Raw genomic sequence first — 15,964 nt, forward strand, 5'->3', positions numbered from 1 at the left:
GGACTCAAATCAGCCCTGCGACCGGCGATGCCCCGGTTTAAAGTCTCTGCTTTCTGGCTGCTGATACTGGCGTGGATTTTTCTGCTGGTGTGGATCTGGTGGAAAGGCCCGATGTGGACGCTGTATGAAGAACAGTGGCTCAAACCACTGGCGAACCGCTGGCTGGCAACGGCGGCGTGGGGGATTATTGCCCTGGTGTGGCTTACCGTCCGGGTGATGAAGCGCCTGCAACAGCTTGAAAAAATGCAAAAGCAACAGCGCGAGGAAGCCGTTGATCCGCTCAGCGTGGAACTGAACGCCCAGCAGCGTTATCTTGACCGCTGGCTGCTGCGCCTGCAACGCCATCTCGACAACCGCCGTTTCCTGTGGCAGTTGCCGTGGTATATGGTCATCGGCCCGGCGGGCAGTGGCAAAACGACACTGCTGCGCAAGGGGTTTCCGTCCGACATTATTTATGCCCCGGAGGGCGCACGCGGCGCAGAACAACGCCTGTACCTCACGCCCCATGTCGGTAAACAGGCGGTGATCTTTGATATCGACGGCACACTCTGCGCTCCCGCTGATGCGGATATCCTGCATCGCCGTCTGTGGGAACATGCCCTCGGCTGGCTGAAAGAAAAGCGCGCGCGCCAGCCGCTGAACGGGATTATTCTGACACTCGATTTACCCGATCTGCTGACCGCAGACAAACGCCGCCGCGAGCATCTGTTACAGACGCTGCGCAGCCGCTTACAGGATATACGCCAGCATCTTCACTGCCAGTTACCGGTTTACGTGGTACTGACCCGGCTTGATTTATTACAGGGTTTTGCCGCCCTGTTCCAGTCACTCAACAGACAGGATCGCGATGCGATTCTGGGCGTCACGTTCACCCGCCGTGCCCATGAAAATGATGACTGGCGAACAGAGTTGAATGCTTTCTGGCAGACATGGGTGGATCGAATGAATCTGGCGTTGCCGGATCTGATGGTCGCTCAGACTCACACCCGCGCGTCTTTATTCAGTTTTTCCCGCCAGATGCAGGGAAGCCGTGAACCGCTGGTGTCACTGCTTGAGGGTCTGCTTGATGGCGAAAATATGAACGTGATGCTGCGTGGTGTCTATCTCACCTCTTCGCTTCAGCGTGGACAGATGGATGATATATTCACCCAGTCTGCCGCCCGCCAGTACCGGCTGGGCAATAACCCACTGGCGTCCTGGCCCCTGGTGGACACCGCGCCTTATTTCACCCGCAGCCTGTTCCCGCAGGCATTACTCGCAGAGCCTAATCTGGCAACAGAGAGCCGCGCCTGGCTGATACGTTCCCGTCGCCGCCTGACGGTTTTCTCTGCCACAGGCGGCGTGGCAGCACTGCTGCTCATCACCGGCTGGCATCACTATTACAACGGTAACTATCAGTCCGGCATCACCGTGCTTAAGCAGGCCAAAGCCTTTATGGACGTGCCGCCTCCGCAGGGGGAAGATGACTTTGGCAACCTGCAACTGCCGCTCCTGAACCCGGTACGCGATGCCACACTGGCCTATGGCGACTGGGGCGACCGCAGCCGTCTGGCCGATATGGGACTGTACCAGGGACGACGTATCGGGCCTTATGTGGAACAGACCTATCTGCAACTGCTGGAGCAACGTTACCTGCCCTCGCTGTTTAACGGGCTGGTCAAAGCGATGAACGCCGCGCCGCCGGAGAGTGAAGAAAAACTCGCGGTGCTGCGCGTGATGCGAATGCTGGAGGACAAAAGCGGACGTAACAATCAGGTGGTGAAGCAGTATATGGCAAAACGCTGGAGCGAAAAGTTCCACGGTCAGCGCGATATCCAGGCACAACTGATGTCCCATCTTGACTACGCGCTGGCTCATACTGACTGGCACGCAGAGCGTCAGGCGGGCGACGGTGACGCCATCAGCCGCTGGACGCCATATGACAAGCCCGTGGTATCAGCACAGAAAGAACTGAGCAAACTGCCTGTCTACCAGCGGGTTTACCAGAGCCTGAAAACGCGGGCGCTGGGCGTTCTTCCTGCCGACCTCAATCTGCGTGACCAGGTAGGGCCAACCTTTGACCAGGTGTTTACATCTGCCGATGACAACAAACTGGTTGTTCCACAGTTTATCACCCGCTACGGCCTGCAAAGCTATTTTGTAAAACAGCGCGATGAACTGGTTGAACTGACAGCGATGGATTCCTGGGTACTTAACCTCACCCGCAATGTGAAATACAGTGACGCCGACCGTGCGGAAATCCAGCACCAGTTGACCGAGCAGTATATCAGCGACTACACCGCCACCTGGCGGGCTGGGATGGACAATCTGAATATCCGCAATTTTGAGTCCATCGGACAACTGACCGGGGCGCTGGAGCAGGTTATCAGCGGCGACCAGCCTTTGCAGCGGGCGCTGACCGTGCTGCGTGACAGCACACAGCCAGGCGTCTTTTCTGAAAAACTCTCTGCCAAAGAACGGGAGGAAGCCCTGGCAGAGCCGGATTACCAGTTACTCACCCGCCTCGGGCATGAATTCGCCCCGGAAAACAGTACCCTGGCAGTACAGAAAGACAAAGAAAGCACGATGCAGGCCGTGTATCAGCAACTCACCGAGTTGCACCGCTACCTGCTGGCAATCCAGAACGCGCCTGTACCAGGGAAATCGGCGCTGAAAGCCGTGCAGTTACGGCTTGATCAGAACAGCAGCGATCCGATATTCGCCACCCGCCAGATGGCAAAAACGCTGCCTGCTCCGCTCAACCGCTGGGTTGGCAGACTGACTGACTAGGCCTGGCATGTGGTGATGGTGGAGGCTGTTCATTATATGGAAGTGGACTGGCGCGACAGCGTGGTGAAACCGTTTAACGAGCAACTGGCAAATAACTATCCGTTTAATCCGCGTTCTGCACAGGATGCCTCACTGGATGCCTTCGAACGCTTCTTTAAACCGGATGGCATACTGGATACCTTCTACCAGCAGAACCTGAAGCTGTTTATCGATAATGACCTGAGTCTGGAGGATGGCGATAACAACGTCATTATTCGCGAAGATATTATTGCGCAACTGGAAACTGCGCAGAAAATCCGTGACATCTTCTTCAGCAAACAGAACGGTCTGGGAACATCCTTTGCCGTGGAAACGGTATCGCTTTCAGGCAATAAACGCCGCAGTGTACTGAACCTTGACAGTCAGTTAGTCGATTACAGCCAGGGCCGTAACTATACCGCCCATCTGGTCTGGCCTAACAACATGCGCGAAGGCAACGAAAGTAAGCTGACGCTCATCGGCACCAGCGGCAACGCGCCGCGCAGTATCAGCTTCAGCGGGCCGTGGGCGCAGTTCCGCCTGTTCTGGGCCGGACAACTGACCGGAGTACAGGATGGCAACTTTACCGTGCGCTTTAGCGTGGACGGTGGCGCGATGACCTACCGTGTGCATACCGACACGGAAGATAACCCGTTCAGCGGTGGGTTGTTCAGCCAGTTTGGTCTGTCAGACACACTGTACTGAGGAGGCAGGGATGAATAGTAACGTACTGACACAAACTATCGTTACCGGCAGTGACCCGCGCGGGCTGCCGGAATTCAGCGCCATCCGCGAGGAAATAAACAAAGCCAGCCACCCGTCACAGCCTGAGCTGAACTGGAAACTGGTGGAGTCGCTGGCGCTGGCGATTTTTAAAGCCAACGGTGTGGATTTACACACCGCCACCTACTATACGCTTGCCCGGACACGGACACAGGGACTGGCGGGATTCTGCGAAGGTGCGGAACTGCTGGCGGCAATGGTAAGCCACGACTGGGATAAGTTCTGGCCGCAGGGCGGCCCGGCGCGTACTGAAATGCTGGACTGGTTTAACTCCCGAACCGGCAATATTCTGCGTCAGCAAATCTCCTTTGCGGAATCCGACCTACCACTGATCTACCGCACAGAGCGGGCATTGCAGCTTATCTGCGATAAGCTCCAGCAGGTGGAACTGAAGCGCGTTCCGCGCGTGGAGAATCTGCTCTATTTTATGCAGCACACGCGTAAACGGCTTGAACCCCAGCCGAAGAGTAACGCTGAGAACGCCGCACAGACCACGGTCAGAACGCTGATTTATGCCCCGGAAACACTGGCATCTTCCACACCAGAAGCGGTAGTGCCTCCCCTGCCCGGCCTGCCTGAGATGAAAGTGGAAGTGCGCAGTCTGACAGAGAATCCCCCACAGGCCAGTGTGATAAAGCAAGGCAGTACGGTAAGAGGGTTTATCGCAGGGATCGCCTGTTCAGTGGCTGTCGCCTCAGCATTGTGGTGGTGGCAGGTCTATCCGGTGCAGCAGCAACTGTTACAGGTTAACGACACCGCTCAGGGCGCAGCAACGGTGTGGATGGCCTCACCTGAACTCGAAAACTATGAGCGCAGGCTGCAACAACTTCTTGATACCTCCCCGGTACAGCCGCTGGAAACCGGGATGCAGATGATGCGTGTTGCCGACAGTCGCTGGCCGGAAAGCCTGCAACAGCAACAGGCCTCGACACAATGGAATGAGGCACTCAAAACCCGCGCACAGAGTAGCCCGCAGTTGCGTGGCTGGTTGCAGACCCGCCAGGACTTACATGCTTTTGCAGATCTAGTGATGCAGCGCGAGAAAGAGGGACTAACCCTTTCCTATATCAAAAATGTCATCTGGCAGGCGGAGCGGGGACTGGGGCAGGAAACCCCCGTTGAGTCTCTGTTGACGCAGTACCATGATGCCCGTGCGCAGAAGCAGAATACAGATGCGCTGGAAAAACAAATTAATGAGCGACTCGAAGGCGTGTTAAGCCGCTGGCTGCTGCTGAAGAATAACGTCATGCCAGAGGCGGCAACCGGTACCACGGCCGAAAAATAATTATTTAATTAAAGGAGATTATCATGGCAAATATAAGTTATTTATCTTTGAGTGGAGAGACACAAGGGCTAATTTCAGCAGGTTGCTCAACGCTTGATTCTGTCGGAAACAAAGCGCAGCCAGAACATAAAGATCAGATCATGGTTTATGCGTTAATGCATTCCATCTCAAGAAGTCAAAATGTCAATCATCATGAATTAATTATCACCAAACCGGTTGATAAATCCTCACCATTGCTGGCAAAAGCACTTAGTGACAATGAAAAAATGGCAATATGTGAATTTATACTCTACCGAACCAGTAAAGCGGGTATTTACCAGCCTTATTATAAAATAAATCTGTCAAAAGCCCGAATATCAAGTATTGATTTTGTCACACCGCATGCTGTCCTGGAAAAAGAACTGGAACCACAGGAGAGAATTGCCTTTATTTATGAAGATATTTCCTGGGAGCATACGTTAGCCGGTACGAATGCAATGAGTAAATGGCAGGATCGTGTACAGTAACTTACTGTAATAACATAATAAATTACTATTGCGGAGAGATAAAATGGCTGGTTTAAGGAATAACAACAACACACAGAATGCACAGTGGGCTGATTATGTGGGTGACATTCTTCGGGGGGCTCAGCCGATAAACCAGCTAGTACCTCAGCACCCTTATCTTAACGACGTCCCACTCATTGATGAGTTAAGGCATCAGAACACTCATCATGTTATTCTCTTGACACTTGATGTTGCAAAAAAAAAAAAAAAAAAAAAAAAAAAAAAAAAAAATACTCAGCCCAATAACATCATTTGATTACATTCATTTTATCACTACACATCCTTCAGGTATAAAAGATACACTCGCCTGGTTAGTTAACGCGAGTAAATTAATGACTGAGTTTGATGACAATGGGAAAATTATATTTAACATTAATGCCTTAAAGTATACAAAAGCAAGTTACTTTGAAATACTTGGAGAGAAATATATAAAAATCACAACATCCAGCCCCTGGCTTTTAGAAAAGCTCGGTAAATATATTTTCTCTTCACGAGCGCCTCAAGTTCTGGAACTCGCTATTGGCTGGCGAGGAGCTTTATCTGAATCAATAAAAGGAGTTAAGTTCTGTATCTGGTTTTCAGTAGCCTGGAGAACCATAGAATTTATTATGAGTTCAGAGCGAGATCTGGTTAATTTTCTTGGCGATTTTTCAATGGATGTGGCCAAAGCAGTTATAGCCGGTGGTGTTGCAACCGCTATTGGAAGCCTGGCTTCTTTTGCCTGTGTTAGCTTTGGCTTTCCAGTAATTCTTGTCGGAGGAGCAATTTTACTGACAGGGATAGTGTGTACAGTTGTTTTAAATGAAATCGATGCTCAATGCCATTTATCAGAAAAATTAAAATATGCAATTAGAGATGGACTAAAACGGCAACAGGAACTTGATAAATGGAAAAGGGAAAACATGACTCCATTTATGTATGTTCTTAACACTCCACCCGTGATATGAGGATTAACCATGCGTTTACATGTTAAATTAAAAGAGTTTCTTTCGATGTTTTTTATGGCCATATTATTTTTCCCTGCATTCAATGCTTCTTTGTTTTTTACCGGAGTTAAACCTCTATATTCAATAATAAAATGCTCCACGGAAATATTTTATGATTGGAGAATGTTGATTCTGTGCTTTGGTTTCATGTCGTTTTCCTTTTTAAATATTCATGTAATTTTACTTACGATAATAAAATTATTCTTAATCAAAAAAACGAAGGTAGTCAATTTCGCCACAGACATAACAATACAGCTAACTCTTATATTTTTACTAATAGCTATCGTAATAGCACCTTTAATAGCTCCTTTTGTCACAGGATATGTCAATGCTAATTATCACCCCTGCGGTAATAATACGGGAATTTTCCCAGGAGCAATCTATATTAAAAATGGCATGAAATGTAATAATGAATATATTTCTCGCAAGGAAGATTCAGCAGTTAAATAATTAAACATTCTAAAACAAACAGTTTTTAACTCCGGATTCCATGTCCTTTCTTGCACTGTCTTTGTCAAGAAAAATTTCTTATGCAAAGAATTTTGTATTATTTCCGCCAGAAATTCCTGGCGGCAGATATAATTTATTATTGATAGCGGTTAACCAAATCTTTTACCATCGCTTTATAGGTCTTTTGCTTAAGTTGCATGATTTGCTGCTCTGTCATATCAGTCGTACTGGCTTCATTCTTGTCGGGCAATGGTGGAAGCACTTTATATTCATAATTCACCGGCGACCAGGCAGCCCACTCACCTGTAGCTACATCCACCAGCGTGAATCGTACCAGATAGCGCAGTGACATCGTGTCAGTCAATTTTTGATTTTTATAATCTGACCAAACTATTGATTTCAATCCAGAGTCATATTTTCCTGTCTGCAACGTATCCTGGAAAACAATAATCGCTTTCTGATGCCCTTTTGCAGCCACAAAACGCAGTGCCTGCATCCAGTTCATATTCTCAGCACTGGCAACATCCTCGTTCTCATTTTTATCTTTGTTTTTGTTACAAGTCAGAGGCTTTTGCCTGTCCGGGATACCAGAGAATGTGGAAACAGTATAATATTTTCGCATCTCCTCCTGCATAATGGTTTCCGGTGCGCGGTTGCCGGATTGAACAAGTATTACAGGAGAATTAAGGGGAACGCGGAACTCATCTCCATCAAGCGCAGCTTGAATATCCTCTTCGGATACGGCCAGAGTGGTTTCATTACCGAATAAATCTTTGTCTGTCAGTTGCTGGGGAGTGTTTTTATTAATATTACTTTGTGTGACTTGAGCTTTTTTCTTCTTTTCATCAATAGAAGATTCAGAGGCACATCCTGCAAGCAGCGAGAATAATACACATATACAACAAACCCTTCTTAAATTCATAATCGGACACTCCCTCGCCTGTCATAATCATGGTAATGTTTAGCTAACGATTTTTAATTATATACTCCACTTGAATCAGAACAAACAAAAATAACAGTATATATAAATTCATTAAATCAATAGAAAAATGAAAATCATAACATTCAAATATATTTAAATTGAATGATTCGATAGTATGATTAAATATTAATGATATGGTCTACCATATGTGATTAACACATTTACAGCATAACAAAACCATAGACCGAAGAAATAGCGGGATTTAAATGCAAAAAAACCGCAAAATTAAAAATCTTGCGGTTCTCTGAACTCATTTTCATGAGTGAATTTGGCGGAACGGACGGGACTCGAACCCGCGCCCCCCTGCGTGACAGGCAGGTATTCTAACCGACTGAACTACCGCTCCGCGTTGTGTTCCGTTGGGAACGAGGCGAATATTACGGATTGCCTCACCCTTCGTCAACGGTTTTTCTCATCTTTTGAATCGTTTGCTGCAAAAATCGCCCAAGCCGCTATTTTTAGCGCCTTTTACAGGTATTTATGCCCGCCAGAGGCAGCTTCCGCCCTTCTTCTCCACCAGATCAAGACGGGCTTCATGAGCTGCAAGCTCTTCATCTGTCGCAAAAACAACGCGTAACTTACTTGCCTGACGTACAATGCGCTGAATTGTTGCTTCACCTTGTTGCTGCTGTGTCTCTCCTTCCATCGCAAAAGCCATCGACGTTTGACCACCGGTCATCGCCAGATAAACTTCCGCAAGGATCTGTGCATCGAGTAATGCCCCGTGTAGCGTTCGTTTACTGTTATCTATTTCGTAGCGGGCACATAACGCATCGAGGCTGTTGCGCTTACCAGGAAACATTTTCCTCGCCACCGCAAGGCTATCGGTGACCTTACAGAAGGTATTGGTCTTCGGAATATCGCGCTTAAGCAACGAAAACTCGTAGTCCATAAAGCCGATATCGAACGCTGCGTTATGGATCACCAACTCCGCGCCGCGGATATAGTCCATGAACTCATCGGCTACTTCGGCAAACGTGGGCTTATCGAGCAAAAATTCATCGGCAATACCATGTACGCCAAAGGCTTCCGGATCCACCAGCCGATCGGGTTTGAGATAAACATGGAAGTTATTGCCCGTCAGGCGACGGTTCACCACTTCAACGGCACCAATCTCAATGATCTTGTGGCCTTCATAGTGCGCACCAATCTGGTTCATACCGGTGGTTTCGGTATCGAGAACGATCTGGCGTGTAATTGCAGTGCTCATAGCGGTCATTTATGTCAGACTTATCGTTTTACAGTTCGATTCAATTACAGGAAGTCTACCAGAGATGCTTAAACAGGTAGAAATTTTCACCGATGGTTCGTGTCTGGGCAATCCAGGACCTGGGGGTTACGGCGCTATTTTACGCTATCGCGGACGCGAGAAAACCTTTAGCGCAGGCTACACCCGCACCACCAACAACCGTATGGAGTTGATGGCCGCTATTGTCGCGCTGGAGGCGTTAAAAGAACATTGCGAAGTCATTTTGAGTACCGACAGCCAGTATGTCCGCCAGGGTATCACCCAGTGGATCCATAACTGGAAAAAACGTGGCTGGAAAACCGCAGACAAAAAACCAGTAAAAAATGTCGATCTCTGGCAACGTCTTGATGCTGCCCTAGGGCAACATCAAATCAAATGGGAATGGGTTAAAGGCCATGCCGGACACCCGGAAAACGAACGCTGTGATGAACTGGCTCGTGCTGCGGCAATGAATCCCACACTGGAAGATACGGGCTACCAAGTCGAAGTTTAAGCTTGTGGTTTACGACATTGCCGGGTGGCTCCAACCGCCTGGCGAATTCGTGGCTTGTTTTTACTCTGTTTCATCGGGTTTAGCGTTAAAGGAATAGTCCGTTTCCGGGCAACAATAAGTTGTAAGCAACCAAGCGCAGGAATATGCGCATTCAATAGTTTTCCTCCGTGTTTGTTCCACGGGAGAACGTGGAAACGGCTGGCGTGCAGCACTTCAAAATTCAACAAAGAGAGCCAGTCCAGTTGCCGCATCAGAGTAAACATCCGGCTGTTATAGGGCGAGGTTTTTCGCAATACCGGCACAAGTTTGCGTAATCCCATTAAACTAATGGGATTGAAGCCACTAATCACCAGCCAGCCATCATCAATCAATACCCGATCGGTTTCACGCAATAAACGATGCGGATCGGTGCACCACGGCAATGTATGTGCCAGTAGACAAACATCAACGGATTTATCGGCAAAAGGAAGATGAAGTGGATCCGCCTGCACCTGGACGGGCATTCCTTGCGCAGAAACATTCACTTGATGAGAAACCGCGCACGCTTCGCAATTGATTTCTGCGCTTAAATTGCCAATCTTAAGCAGATGAAAACCATACATTTTAGTGAACCACGGGTTGAGCTGGCGCTCCAGCGCCTTGCGATAAAGCTCTCCCCAGGGCAAATCGCCCCAGCGATCAGGAGCCACGACAGTTTGAGGGACTCTTGCCGGTTTCATCACAACCTTCCGTTTCACACTAAGAGGTAATCTATGAATCTTAACAGTATTCCCGCCTTTGATGACAATTACATCTGGGTTTTGAATGATGAAGCAGGTCGCTGCCTGATTGTCGATCCCGGAGACGCAGAGCCAGTATTAAACGCCATTGCCGCCAATAACTGGCAACCGGAGGCCATATTTCTCACCCACCATCATCACGATCACGTTGGCGGCGTAAAAGAACTGGTGGAAAAGTTTCCGCAAATTGTGGTGTATGGTCCACAAGAGACACAAGATAAGGGAACAACACAGGTAGTCAAAGATGGCGAAACTGCCTTCGTTTTGGGGCATGAATTTAGTGTAATTGCCACACCGGGTCACACTTTAGGACATATCTGTTACTTCAGTAAACCTTATCTATTTTGCGGCGACACGCTGTTTTCTGGTGGGTGTGGTAGGTTGTTTGAAGGGACAGCATCACAAATGTATCAATCACTTAATAAGTTAAGTGCGTTACCTGACGATACATTGGTATGTTGTGCTCATGAATATACGTTATCAAATATGAAGTTTGCTTTGAGTATTCTTCCGCACGATTTGTCCATAAATGATTATTATCGTAAAGTTAAGGAGTTACGGGCAAAAAATCAAATAACACTACCCGTAATTCTGAAAAATGAGCGGCAAATTAATGTTTTTTTAAGAACGGAAGATATTGATTTAATTAATGTAATTAATGAAGAAACATTATTGCAACAACCTGAAGAGCGTTTTGCATGGTTAAGGTCAAAGAAAGATAGGTTCTGATAAAACTTTCTTGTCATCGGCTCCGTTCGCCGTTATGATCGGTCGTCTTTTAAGCAACTATTGACACACACATGAAGGCAAAAGCGATATTACTCGCCTCTGTCCTGCTCGTGGGTTGCCAGAGTACCGGCAACGTTCAACAGCACGCACAGAGCCTTTCTGCAGCTGGTCAAGGGGAAGCAGCAAAGTTTACAAGTCAGGCACGATGGATGGACGATGGGACGTCTATCGCGCCAGATGGTGACTTGTGGGCTTTCATTGGCGACGAGCTAAAGATGGGAATTCCGGAAAATGACCGGATTCGCGAACAGAAACAGAAATATTTACGCAATAAGAGCTATCTCCACGATGTAACTTTACGGGCAGAGCCGTATATGTACTGGATAGCAGGGCAAGTTAAAAAACGTAACATGCCTATGGAACTGGTACTACTACCCATAGTGGAGAGCGCTTTTGATCCTCACGCAACGTCTGGCGCCAATGCCGCAGGCATCTGGCAGATCATTCCGAGCACGGGGCGCAATTATGGTTTGAAACAGACCCGCAATTATGACGCGCGTCGCGATGTTGTTGCTTCAACAACTGCCGCGCTGAATATGATGCAGCGTCTGAACAAAATGTTTGACGGCGACTGGCTTCTGACCGTAGCGGCTTATAACAGCGGCGAAGGTCGGGTCATGAAGGCAATTAAAACGAACAAAGCGCGTGGGAAATCCACGGACTTCTGGTCGTTACCGTTGCCGCAGGAAACGAAGCAGTACGTGCCTAAAATGCTGGCATTGAGTGATATTCTCAAAAACAGCAAGCGTTATGGCGTACGTCTGCCAACGACCGATGAAAGCCGTGCTCTGGCGCGTGTGCACCTGAGTAGCCCGGTTGAAATGGCGAAGGTTGCAGATATGGCGGGGATTTCCGTCAGCAAGCTGAAGACATTCAACGCTGGCGTGAAAGGCTCCACGCTGGGCGCAAGTGGGCCGCAGTACGTGATGGTGCCAAAGAAGCATGCAGATCAACTGCGTGAATCTCTCGCTTCAGGCGAAATTGCTGCTGTACAGTCGACGCTGGTTGCCGACAATACGCCGCTTAACAGCCGTGTTTACACCGTACGCTCTGGCGACACGCTTTCAAGCATCGCTTCACGTCTCGGCGTAAGCACCAAAGATTTGCAGCAGTGGAACAAACTGCGCGGATCTAAGCTGAAGCCAGGCCAAAGTTTGACGATTGGTGCAGGCAGTAGCGCACAGCGGTTGGCAAACAACAGCGATAGCATTACGTATCGTGTGCGCAAAGGCGATTCGCTTTCAAGCATTGCTAAACGCCACGGCGTGAACATCAAAGATGTGATGCGCTGGAACAGCGACACTGCGAATCTGCAACCAGGCGATAAGCTGACGTTGTTTGTGAAAAACAACAACATGCCAGATTCCTGACAAACCAGATAATAAAAAAGGCACCGATTCCCCCGGTGCCTTTTTTATTTATGCCGCTTTATGTGCTTCTACCATGATGATATCACTGGTGAAAGAGCCATCAGTCTGCAAGGAAAAATACGTTCTCACCTCTGTCGATGCGCTCTGTTGGTAAATGCGAATAGCGTCTACTAACGCTTCTGGCGTACGCATTCTCACGACCCATGAAGAAAATTCCAGCGGTAACTTATCTGTAATTAAATTATCAACTATCAGATTGGCTTCATTGATTAACGTCAACCACGCACCGCTGGCGTAGTTTCGTACGTGAGAGGTATCGCGTAATGCTTCTACCGCCTGTAACCAGATGTCGCGCACTGGGTGACCCGGAGACATTACATCCATCACAATCAGCCTACCGCCAGGTTTCAATATCCTATTCACTTCTCGCAGTGCTGCACCAACATCATGCCAGTGATGGGCAGAATAACGGCTGATAACAATATCAAATGCGTTATCGGCAAATGGCAGACTTGCGGCATATCCCTGGCGGGTGGTGATATTTTTCAGTTGCCGGGCTTCGGCAGCTTGTGCCACGACATCCAGCATGTGGGCAGATAAGTCATACGCCACCACCGCGCTCACGTTTTGCGCAGCGCCAAACGTTGGTCTGCCCTGCGGCAGACCTGACATACCTTATTTATCAGGCTTGCCGGGACTGAATTCAACGAGTAGCGGATTGTGATCGGAAGCGCGCGTAACCAGTACAGAAGCTTCACTGACGTTCAGACCACGGTAGAAAACAAAATCGAGCGGGCGACCAAACGCCCGACGGCGCTGATCATCGGTAAAACGCACCTGGCGCAGCGACATTTCCCGCGCAAAGCGATATAACGCGTTCATCCTTCTACGGCTCCAGGCATTGAAATCTCCCGCCATAATGACCGGGCCGCTGTGGTGAGCTATCTGATCACCAATAGGAAGTAACTGCTTACTATAGACATCCACGCCCAGACTGAAGTTGACGGCGTGTATATTAACCACCATCAACAGGCGGGTGTCAGGTAATGGATAGACCGTCACCAGTGCCGACTTCGCCAGACGCAAAATGGGTTCTCGTTCACGTAACGGGCAGCAATACACTGGATGTGCCGCCGAAAGGGTCATTACGCCAGAAGGATGTTGTGGCAGCACGAAAGCGGGTACCTGATCGGCGGCAAGATAGTTAGCGGTCGCAAACTGTACCAACTCTGGCGTTGTTTGCGCTTCCTGCAATAACACCAGATGTGCGTCTTTGCCGTAATTCTTTAATACCGACAACCATTCAGCGCGTTGCTGTTTGTATATGTTCCACACCAGGATCCGAATACGCTCTTCGGTACTTAACGGTTCTCCGGGTGGTAATGCCTGGCCGATGCTCGCAAAAGACCCCGGCGGTAAGATCCTCTCCGCAGGTTGTCCGGCAACATAGCGCATGGCATAGGTGTTTTTTCGCACTTTTGACTTTGAAACCTCTATTACGTCAACCCTTCCGCACTCGGGAGGGTTCTACTGTTATAGGGATTTTAGCTCACTCTTTCAACGAGCAATTGTATATTGTTATGTAAGCAAGTGCTTACACCGGTCAGAAATTTGCTCATTATTGAGAACATTAAATCGGATGACATATCACGCATCCTGATGGTTTAATGACAAATAAATTCAAAATATCTCATCTATTTTGCAACAGGAGCAAAAATGAAAGCCACGTCGGAAGAACTCGCCATTTTTGTTTCGGTCGTCGAAAGCGGCAGCTTTAGCCGGGCAGCGGAACAATTAGGGCAAGCAAACTCAGCGGTAAGCCGGGCGGTGAAAAAGCTGGAAATGAAACTTGGCGTTAGCCTGCTTAATCGGACCACGCGGCAACTTAGCCTGACGGAAGAAGGCGAGCGTTATTTTCGTCGCGTACAGTCAATTTTGCAGGAGATGGCAGCGGCAGAATCAGAAATTATGGAGACGCGTAATACACCGCGTGGACTGTTACGGATCGATGCCGCAACTCCAGTGGTGCTGCACTTTCTGATGCCGTTAATTAAGCCTTTCCGTGAACGCTATCCGGAAGTCACTTTATCGCTAGTCTCCTCCGAAACGATTATTAATTTGATCGAAAGAAAAGTGGATGTCGCGATACGCGCTGGTACGTTAACGGACTCCAGCTTACGTGCCAGGCCGTTATTTAACAGTTATCGAAAAATTATCGCCTCCCCCGATTATATTTCCCGCTACGGGAAGCCAGAAACGATCGACGATTTAAAGCAACATGTTTGCCTGGGATTCACTGAACCCGCTTCCCTCAATACCTGGCCGATAGCCTGTAGTGATGGACAATTACATGAGGTGAAGTACGGTTTGTCATCCAATAGTGGGGAAACACTGAAACAGCTTTGCCTGAGTGGCAACGGGATTGCGTGTTTGTCCGACTACATGATCGACAAAGAAATCGCTCGCGGAGAATTGGTGGAGTTAATGGCAGATAAAGTGTTGCCAGTGGAAATGCCATTCAGTGCCGTCTATTACAGCGACCGTGCGGTAAGTACGCGCATCCGGGCTTTTATCGATTTCCTTAGCGAGCATGTAAAAACAGCTCCCGGAGGAGCTGTCAGAGAGGCTTAATCCCATTCAGGAGCCAGACCTTCCGGGCTAACCAGGCGGTCGTTGCAATCCAGTGCGGCGATCGCTTTTTTATCTTCGGCATCAAGCTGTAAATTTTGTGCCTTAAGATTACTTTCCAGGTTTTTACGTTTAGTAGAAGAAGGAATTACTGAGTAACCTTCCCCCATAGCCCACGCCAGAATCACTTGTGCCGGAGTCGCATTGTGTTTAGCTGCAATACGAGCAATAACCTCATCTTTCAGTGCCTTACCATAAGCCAGCGTCATATAGGAAGTGATATGAATACCGTGCTGTTTAGCCCAGGCAACCACTTTACGGTTTTGCAGATAAGGAGAGAGTTCAATCTGGTTGGTAGCGATGTTTTCAGCGCCAACAGCAGCAATCGCTTTTTCCATCAACGGGATCGTGAAGTTGGAAATACCGATCTCACGTGTCAGACCTTGTTTTTTGGCCTCCAGCAGCGCCTGCATAAACTCTTCAACAGAGACTTCATCGTTTGGTGACGGCCAGTGGATTAGCGTCAGATCAACATAATCGGTACGCAATTTTTGCAGGCTCTCTTTTAGACTCGGGATCAATTTGTCTTTGCTGAGATTTTCAATCCAGATTTTAGTGGTGATGTAGAGTTCATGACGTGGCACGCCACTTTCTGCAATCGCCTGACCTACTGCGGCTTCGTTATCATAGATTTGTGCAGTATCAATTGCGCGATAACCAAGTTCAAGCGCCGTTTTCACAGATGAAATAACAACGTCGTCTTTGAGACGGAAAGTACCTAAACCAAATGCAGGGATAGCCATAATATGCCTCTTTTAATGCTATTTTCGTTAACTGA

At 48.5% G+C, this 15,964-nt stretch carries 13 protein-coding genes, 1 tRNA gene and 2 pseudogenes; 9 read left to right on the forward strand and 7 right to left on the reverse strand.

The window, feature by feature from the left end; translation table 11 throughout:
- Window positions 1-27: 27 nt before the first annotated feature.
- From tssM to ykfM, 5 genes and pseudogenes are all read left to right on the forward strand, one after another.
- A pseudogene (gene tssM, locus C1P89_RS14450) lies at window positions 28-3,492 on the forward strand (type VI secretion system membrane subunit TssM).
- 10 nt (window positions 3,493-3,502) lie between these two features.
- Window positions 3,503-4,855 (forward strand): VasL domain-containing protein, encoded by a 1,353-nt coding sequence (locus tag C1P89_RS14460; RefSeq protein ID WP_001087736.1) that lies wholly within the window; start codon window positions 3,503-3,505, stop codon window positions 4,853-4,855.
- Between the two features lie 23 nt (window positions 4,856-4,878).
- Window positions 4,879-5,361 (forward strand): Hcp family type VI secretion system effector, encoded by a 483-nt coding sequence (locus tag C1P89_RS14465; RefSeq protein ID WP_001284199.1) that lies wholly within the window; start codon window positions 4,879-4,881, stop codon window positions 5,359-5,361.
- 43 nt (window positions 5,362-5,404) lie between these two features.
- Window positions 5,405-6,347: pseudogene (locus tag C1P89_RS14470) on the forward strand (hypothetical protein).
- A gap of 9 nt (window positions 6,348-6,356) precedes the next feature.
- Window positions 6,357-6,836 (forward strand): protein YkfM, encoded by a 480-nt coding sequence (ykfM, locus tag C1P89_RS14475; RefSeq protein WP_001236637.1) that lies wholly within the window; start codon window positions 6,357-6,359, stop codon window positions 6,834-6,836.
- 136 nt (window positions 6,837-6,972) lie between these two features.
- Here the strand turns inward: ykfM and C1P89_RS14480 are convergent, their stop codons facing one another.
- The 3 genes from C1P89_RS14480 to dnaQ all read right to left on the reverse strand — a co-directional run bounded on the left by C1P89_RS14480 (window position 6,973) and on the right by dnaQ (window position 9,028).
- Complete coding sequence (locus C1P89_RS14480; RefSeq protein WP_001053628.1) at window positions 6,973-7,758, reverse strand: lipoprotein YafT; 786 nt, start codon at window positions 7,756-7,758, stop codon at window positions 6,973-6,975.
- Between the two features lie 329 nt (window positions 7,759-8,087).
- Window positions 8,088-8,164, reverse strand: a tRNA-Asp gene (locus C1P89_RS14485).
- A gap of 132 nt (window positions 8,165-8,296) precedes the next feature.
- Window positions 8,297-9,028: a DNA polymerase III subunit epsilon gene (gene dnaQ / locus C1P89_RS14490; protein WP_001297205.1), complete on the reverse strand. Its 732-nt coding sequence runs from the start codon at window positions 9,026-9,028 to the stop codon at window positions 8,297-8,299.
- A gap of 64 nt (window positions 9,029-9,092) precedes the next feature.
- On the opposite strand from dnaQ, the gene rnhA reads away from it, so the two are divergent.
- Window positions 9,093-9,560, forward strand: a complete 468-nt coding sequence (rnhA, locus tag C1P89_RS14495; protein ID WP_000917883.1) for a ribonuclease HI — start codon at window positions 9,093-9,095, stop codon at window positions 9,558-9,560.
- Here the strand turns inward: rnhA and C1P89_RS14500 are convergent.
- Complete coding sequence (locus tag C1P89_RS14500; RefSeq protein WP_001297210.1) at window positions 9,557-10,279, reverse strand: class I SAM-dependent methyltransferase; 723 nt, start codon at window positions 10,277-10,279, stop codon at window positions 9,557-9,559. The two genes, rnhA and C1P89_RS14500, sit on opposite strands and share 4 nt — an antisense overlap.
- 33 nt (window positions 10,280-10,312) lie before the next feature.
- On the opposite strand from C1P89_RS14500, the gene gloB reads away from it, so the two are divergent.
- Both gloB and mltD read left to right on the forward strand, forming a co-directional pair.
- Complete coding sequence (gene gloB, locus C1P89_RS14505) at window positions 10,313-11,068, forward strand: hydroxyacylglutathione hydrolase (protein WP_001052720.1); 756 nt, start codon at window positions 10,313-10,315, stop codon at window positions 11,066-11,068.
- A gap of 71 nt (window positions 11,069-11,139) precedes the next feature.
- On the forward strand, window positions 11,140-12,498 hold the full coding sequence (gene mltD / locus C1P89_RS14510; protein WP_000644685.1) for a murein transglycosylase D: 1,359 nt from the start codon (window positions 11,140-11,142) through the stop codon (window positions 12,496-12,498).
- A 48-nt stretch (window positions 12,499-12,546) separates the two neighbouring features.
- Here mltD and C1P89_RS14515 read toward each other — a convergent pair whose 3' ends face one another.
- Together C1P89_RS14515 and C1P89_RS14520 are read right to left on the reverse strand one after the other, a co-directional pair.
- Entirely contained in the window at window positions 12,547-13,170 is a 624-nt protein-coding gene (locus C1P89_RS14515) for a class I SAM-dependent methyltransferase (RefSeq protein ID WP_000016005.1), read from the reverse strand.
- Window positions 13,171-13,173: 3 nt separating this feature from the next.
- Window positions 13,174-13,974, reverse strand: a complete 801-nt coding sequence (locus C1P89_RS14520) for an endonuclease/exonuclease/phosphatase family protein (RefSeq protein ID WP_001230983.1) — start codon at window positions 13,972-13,974, stop codon at window positions 13,174-13,176.
- Between the two features lie 240 nt (window positions 13,975-14,214).
- On the opposite strand from C1P89_RS14520, the gene yafC reads away from it, so the two are divergent.
- A complete protein-coding gene (gene yafC / locus C1P89_RS14525; protein WP_000648577.1) occupies window positions 14,215-15,129 on the forward strand; it encodes a DNA-binding transcriptional regulator YafC in 915 nt (304 codons plus the stop codon).
- Here yafC and dkgB read toward each other — a convergent pair.
- A complete protein-coding gene (gene dkgB, locus C1P89_RS14530) occupies window positions 15,126-15,929 on the reverse strand; it encodes a 2,5-didehydrogluconate reductase DkgB (RefSeq protein ID WP_000997036.1) in 804 nt (267 codons plus the stop codon). The two genes, yafC and dkgB, sit on opposite strands and share 4 nt — an antisense overlap.
- Window positions 15,930-15,964 lie beyond the last annotated feature (35 nt).

The sequence above is a fragment of the Shigella sonnei genome, assembly GCF_002950395.1.
In the GTDB taxonomy this organism is placed as follows: domain Bacteria; phylum Pseudomonadota; class Gammaproteobacteria; order Enterobacterales; family Enterobacteriaceae; genus ECMA0423.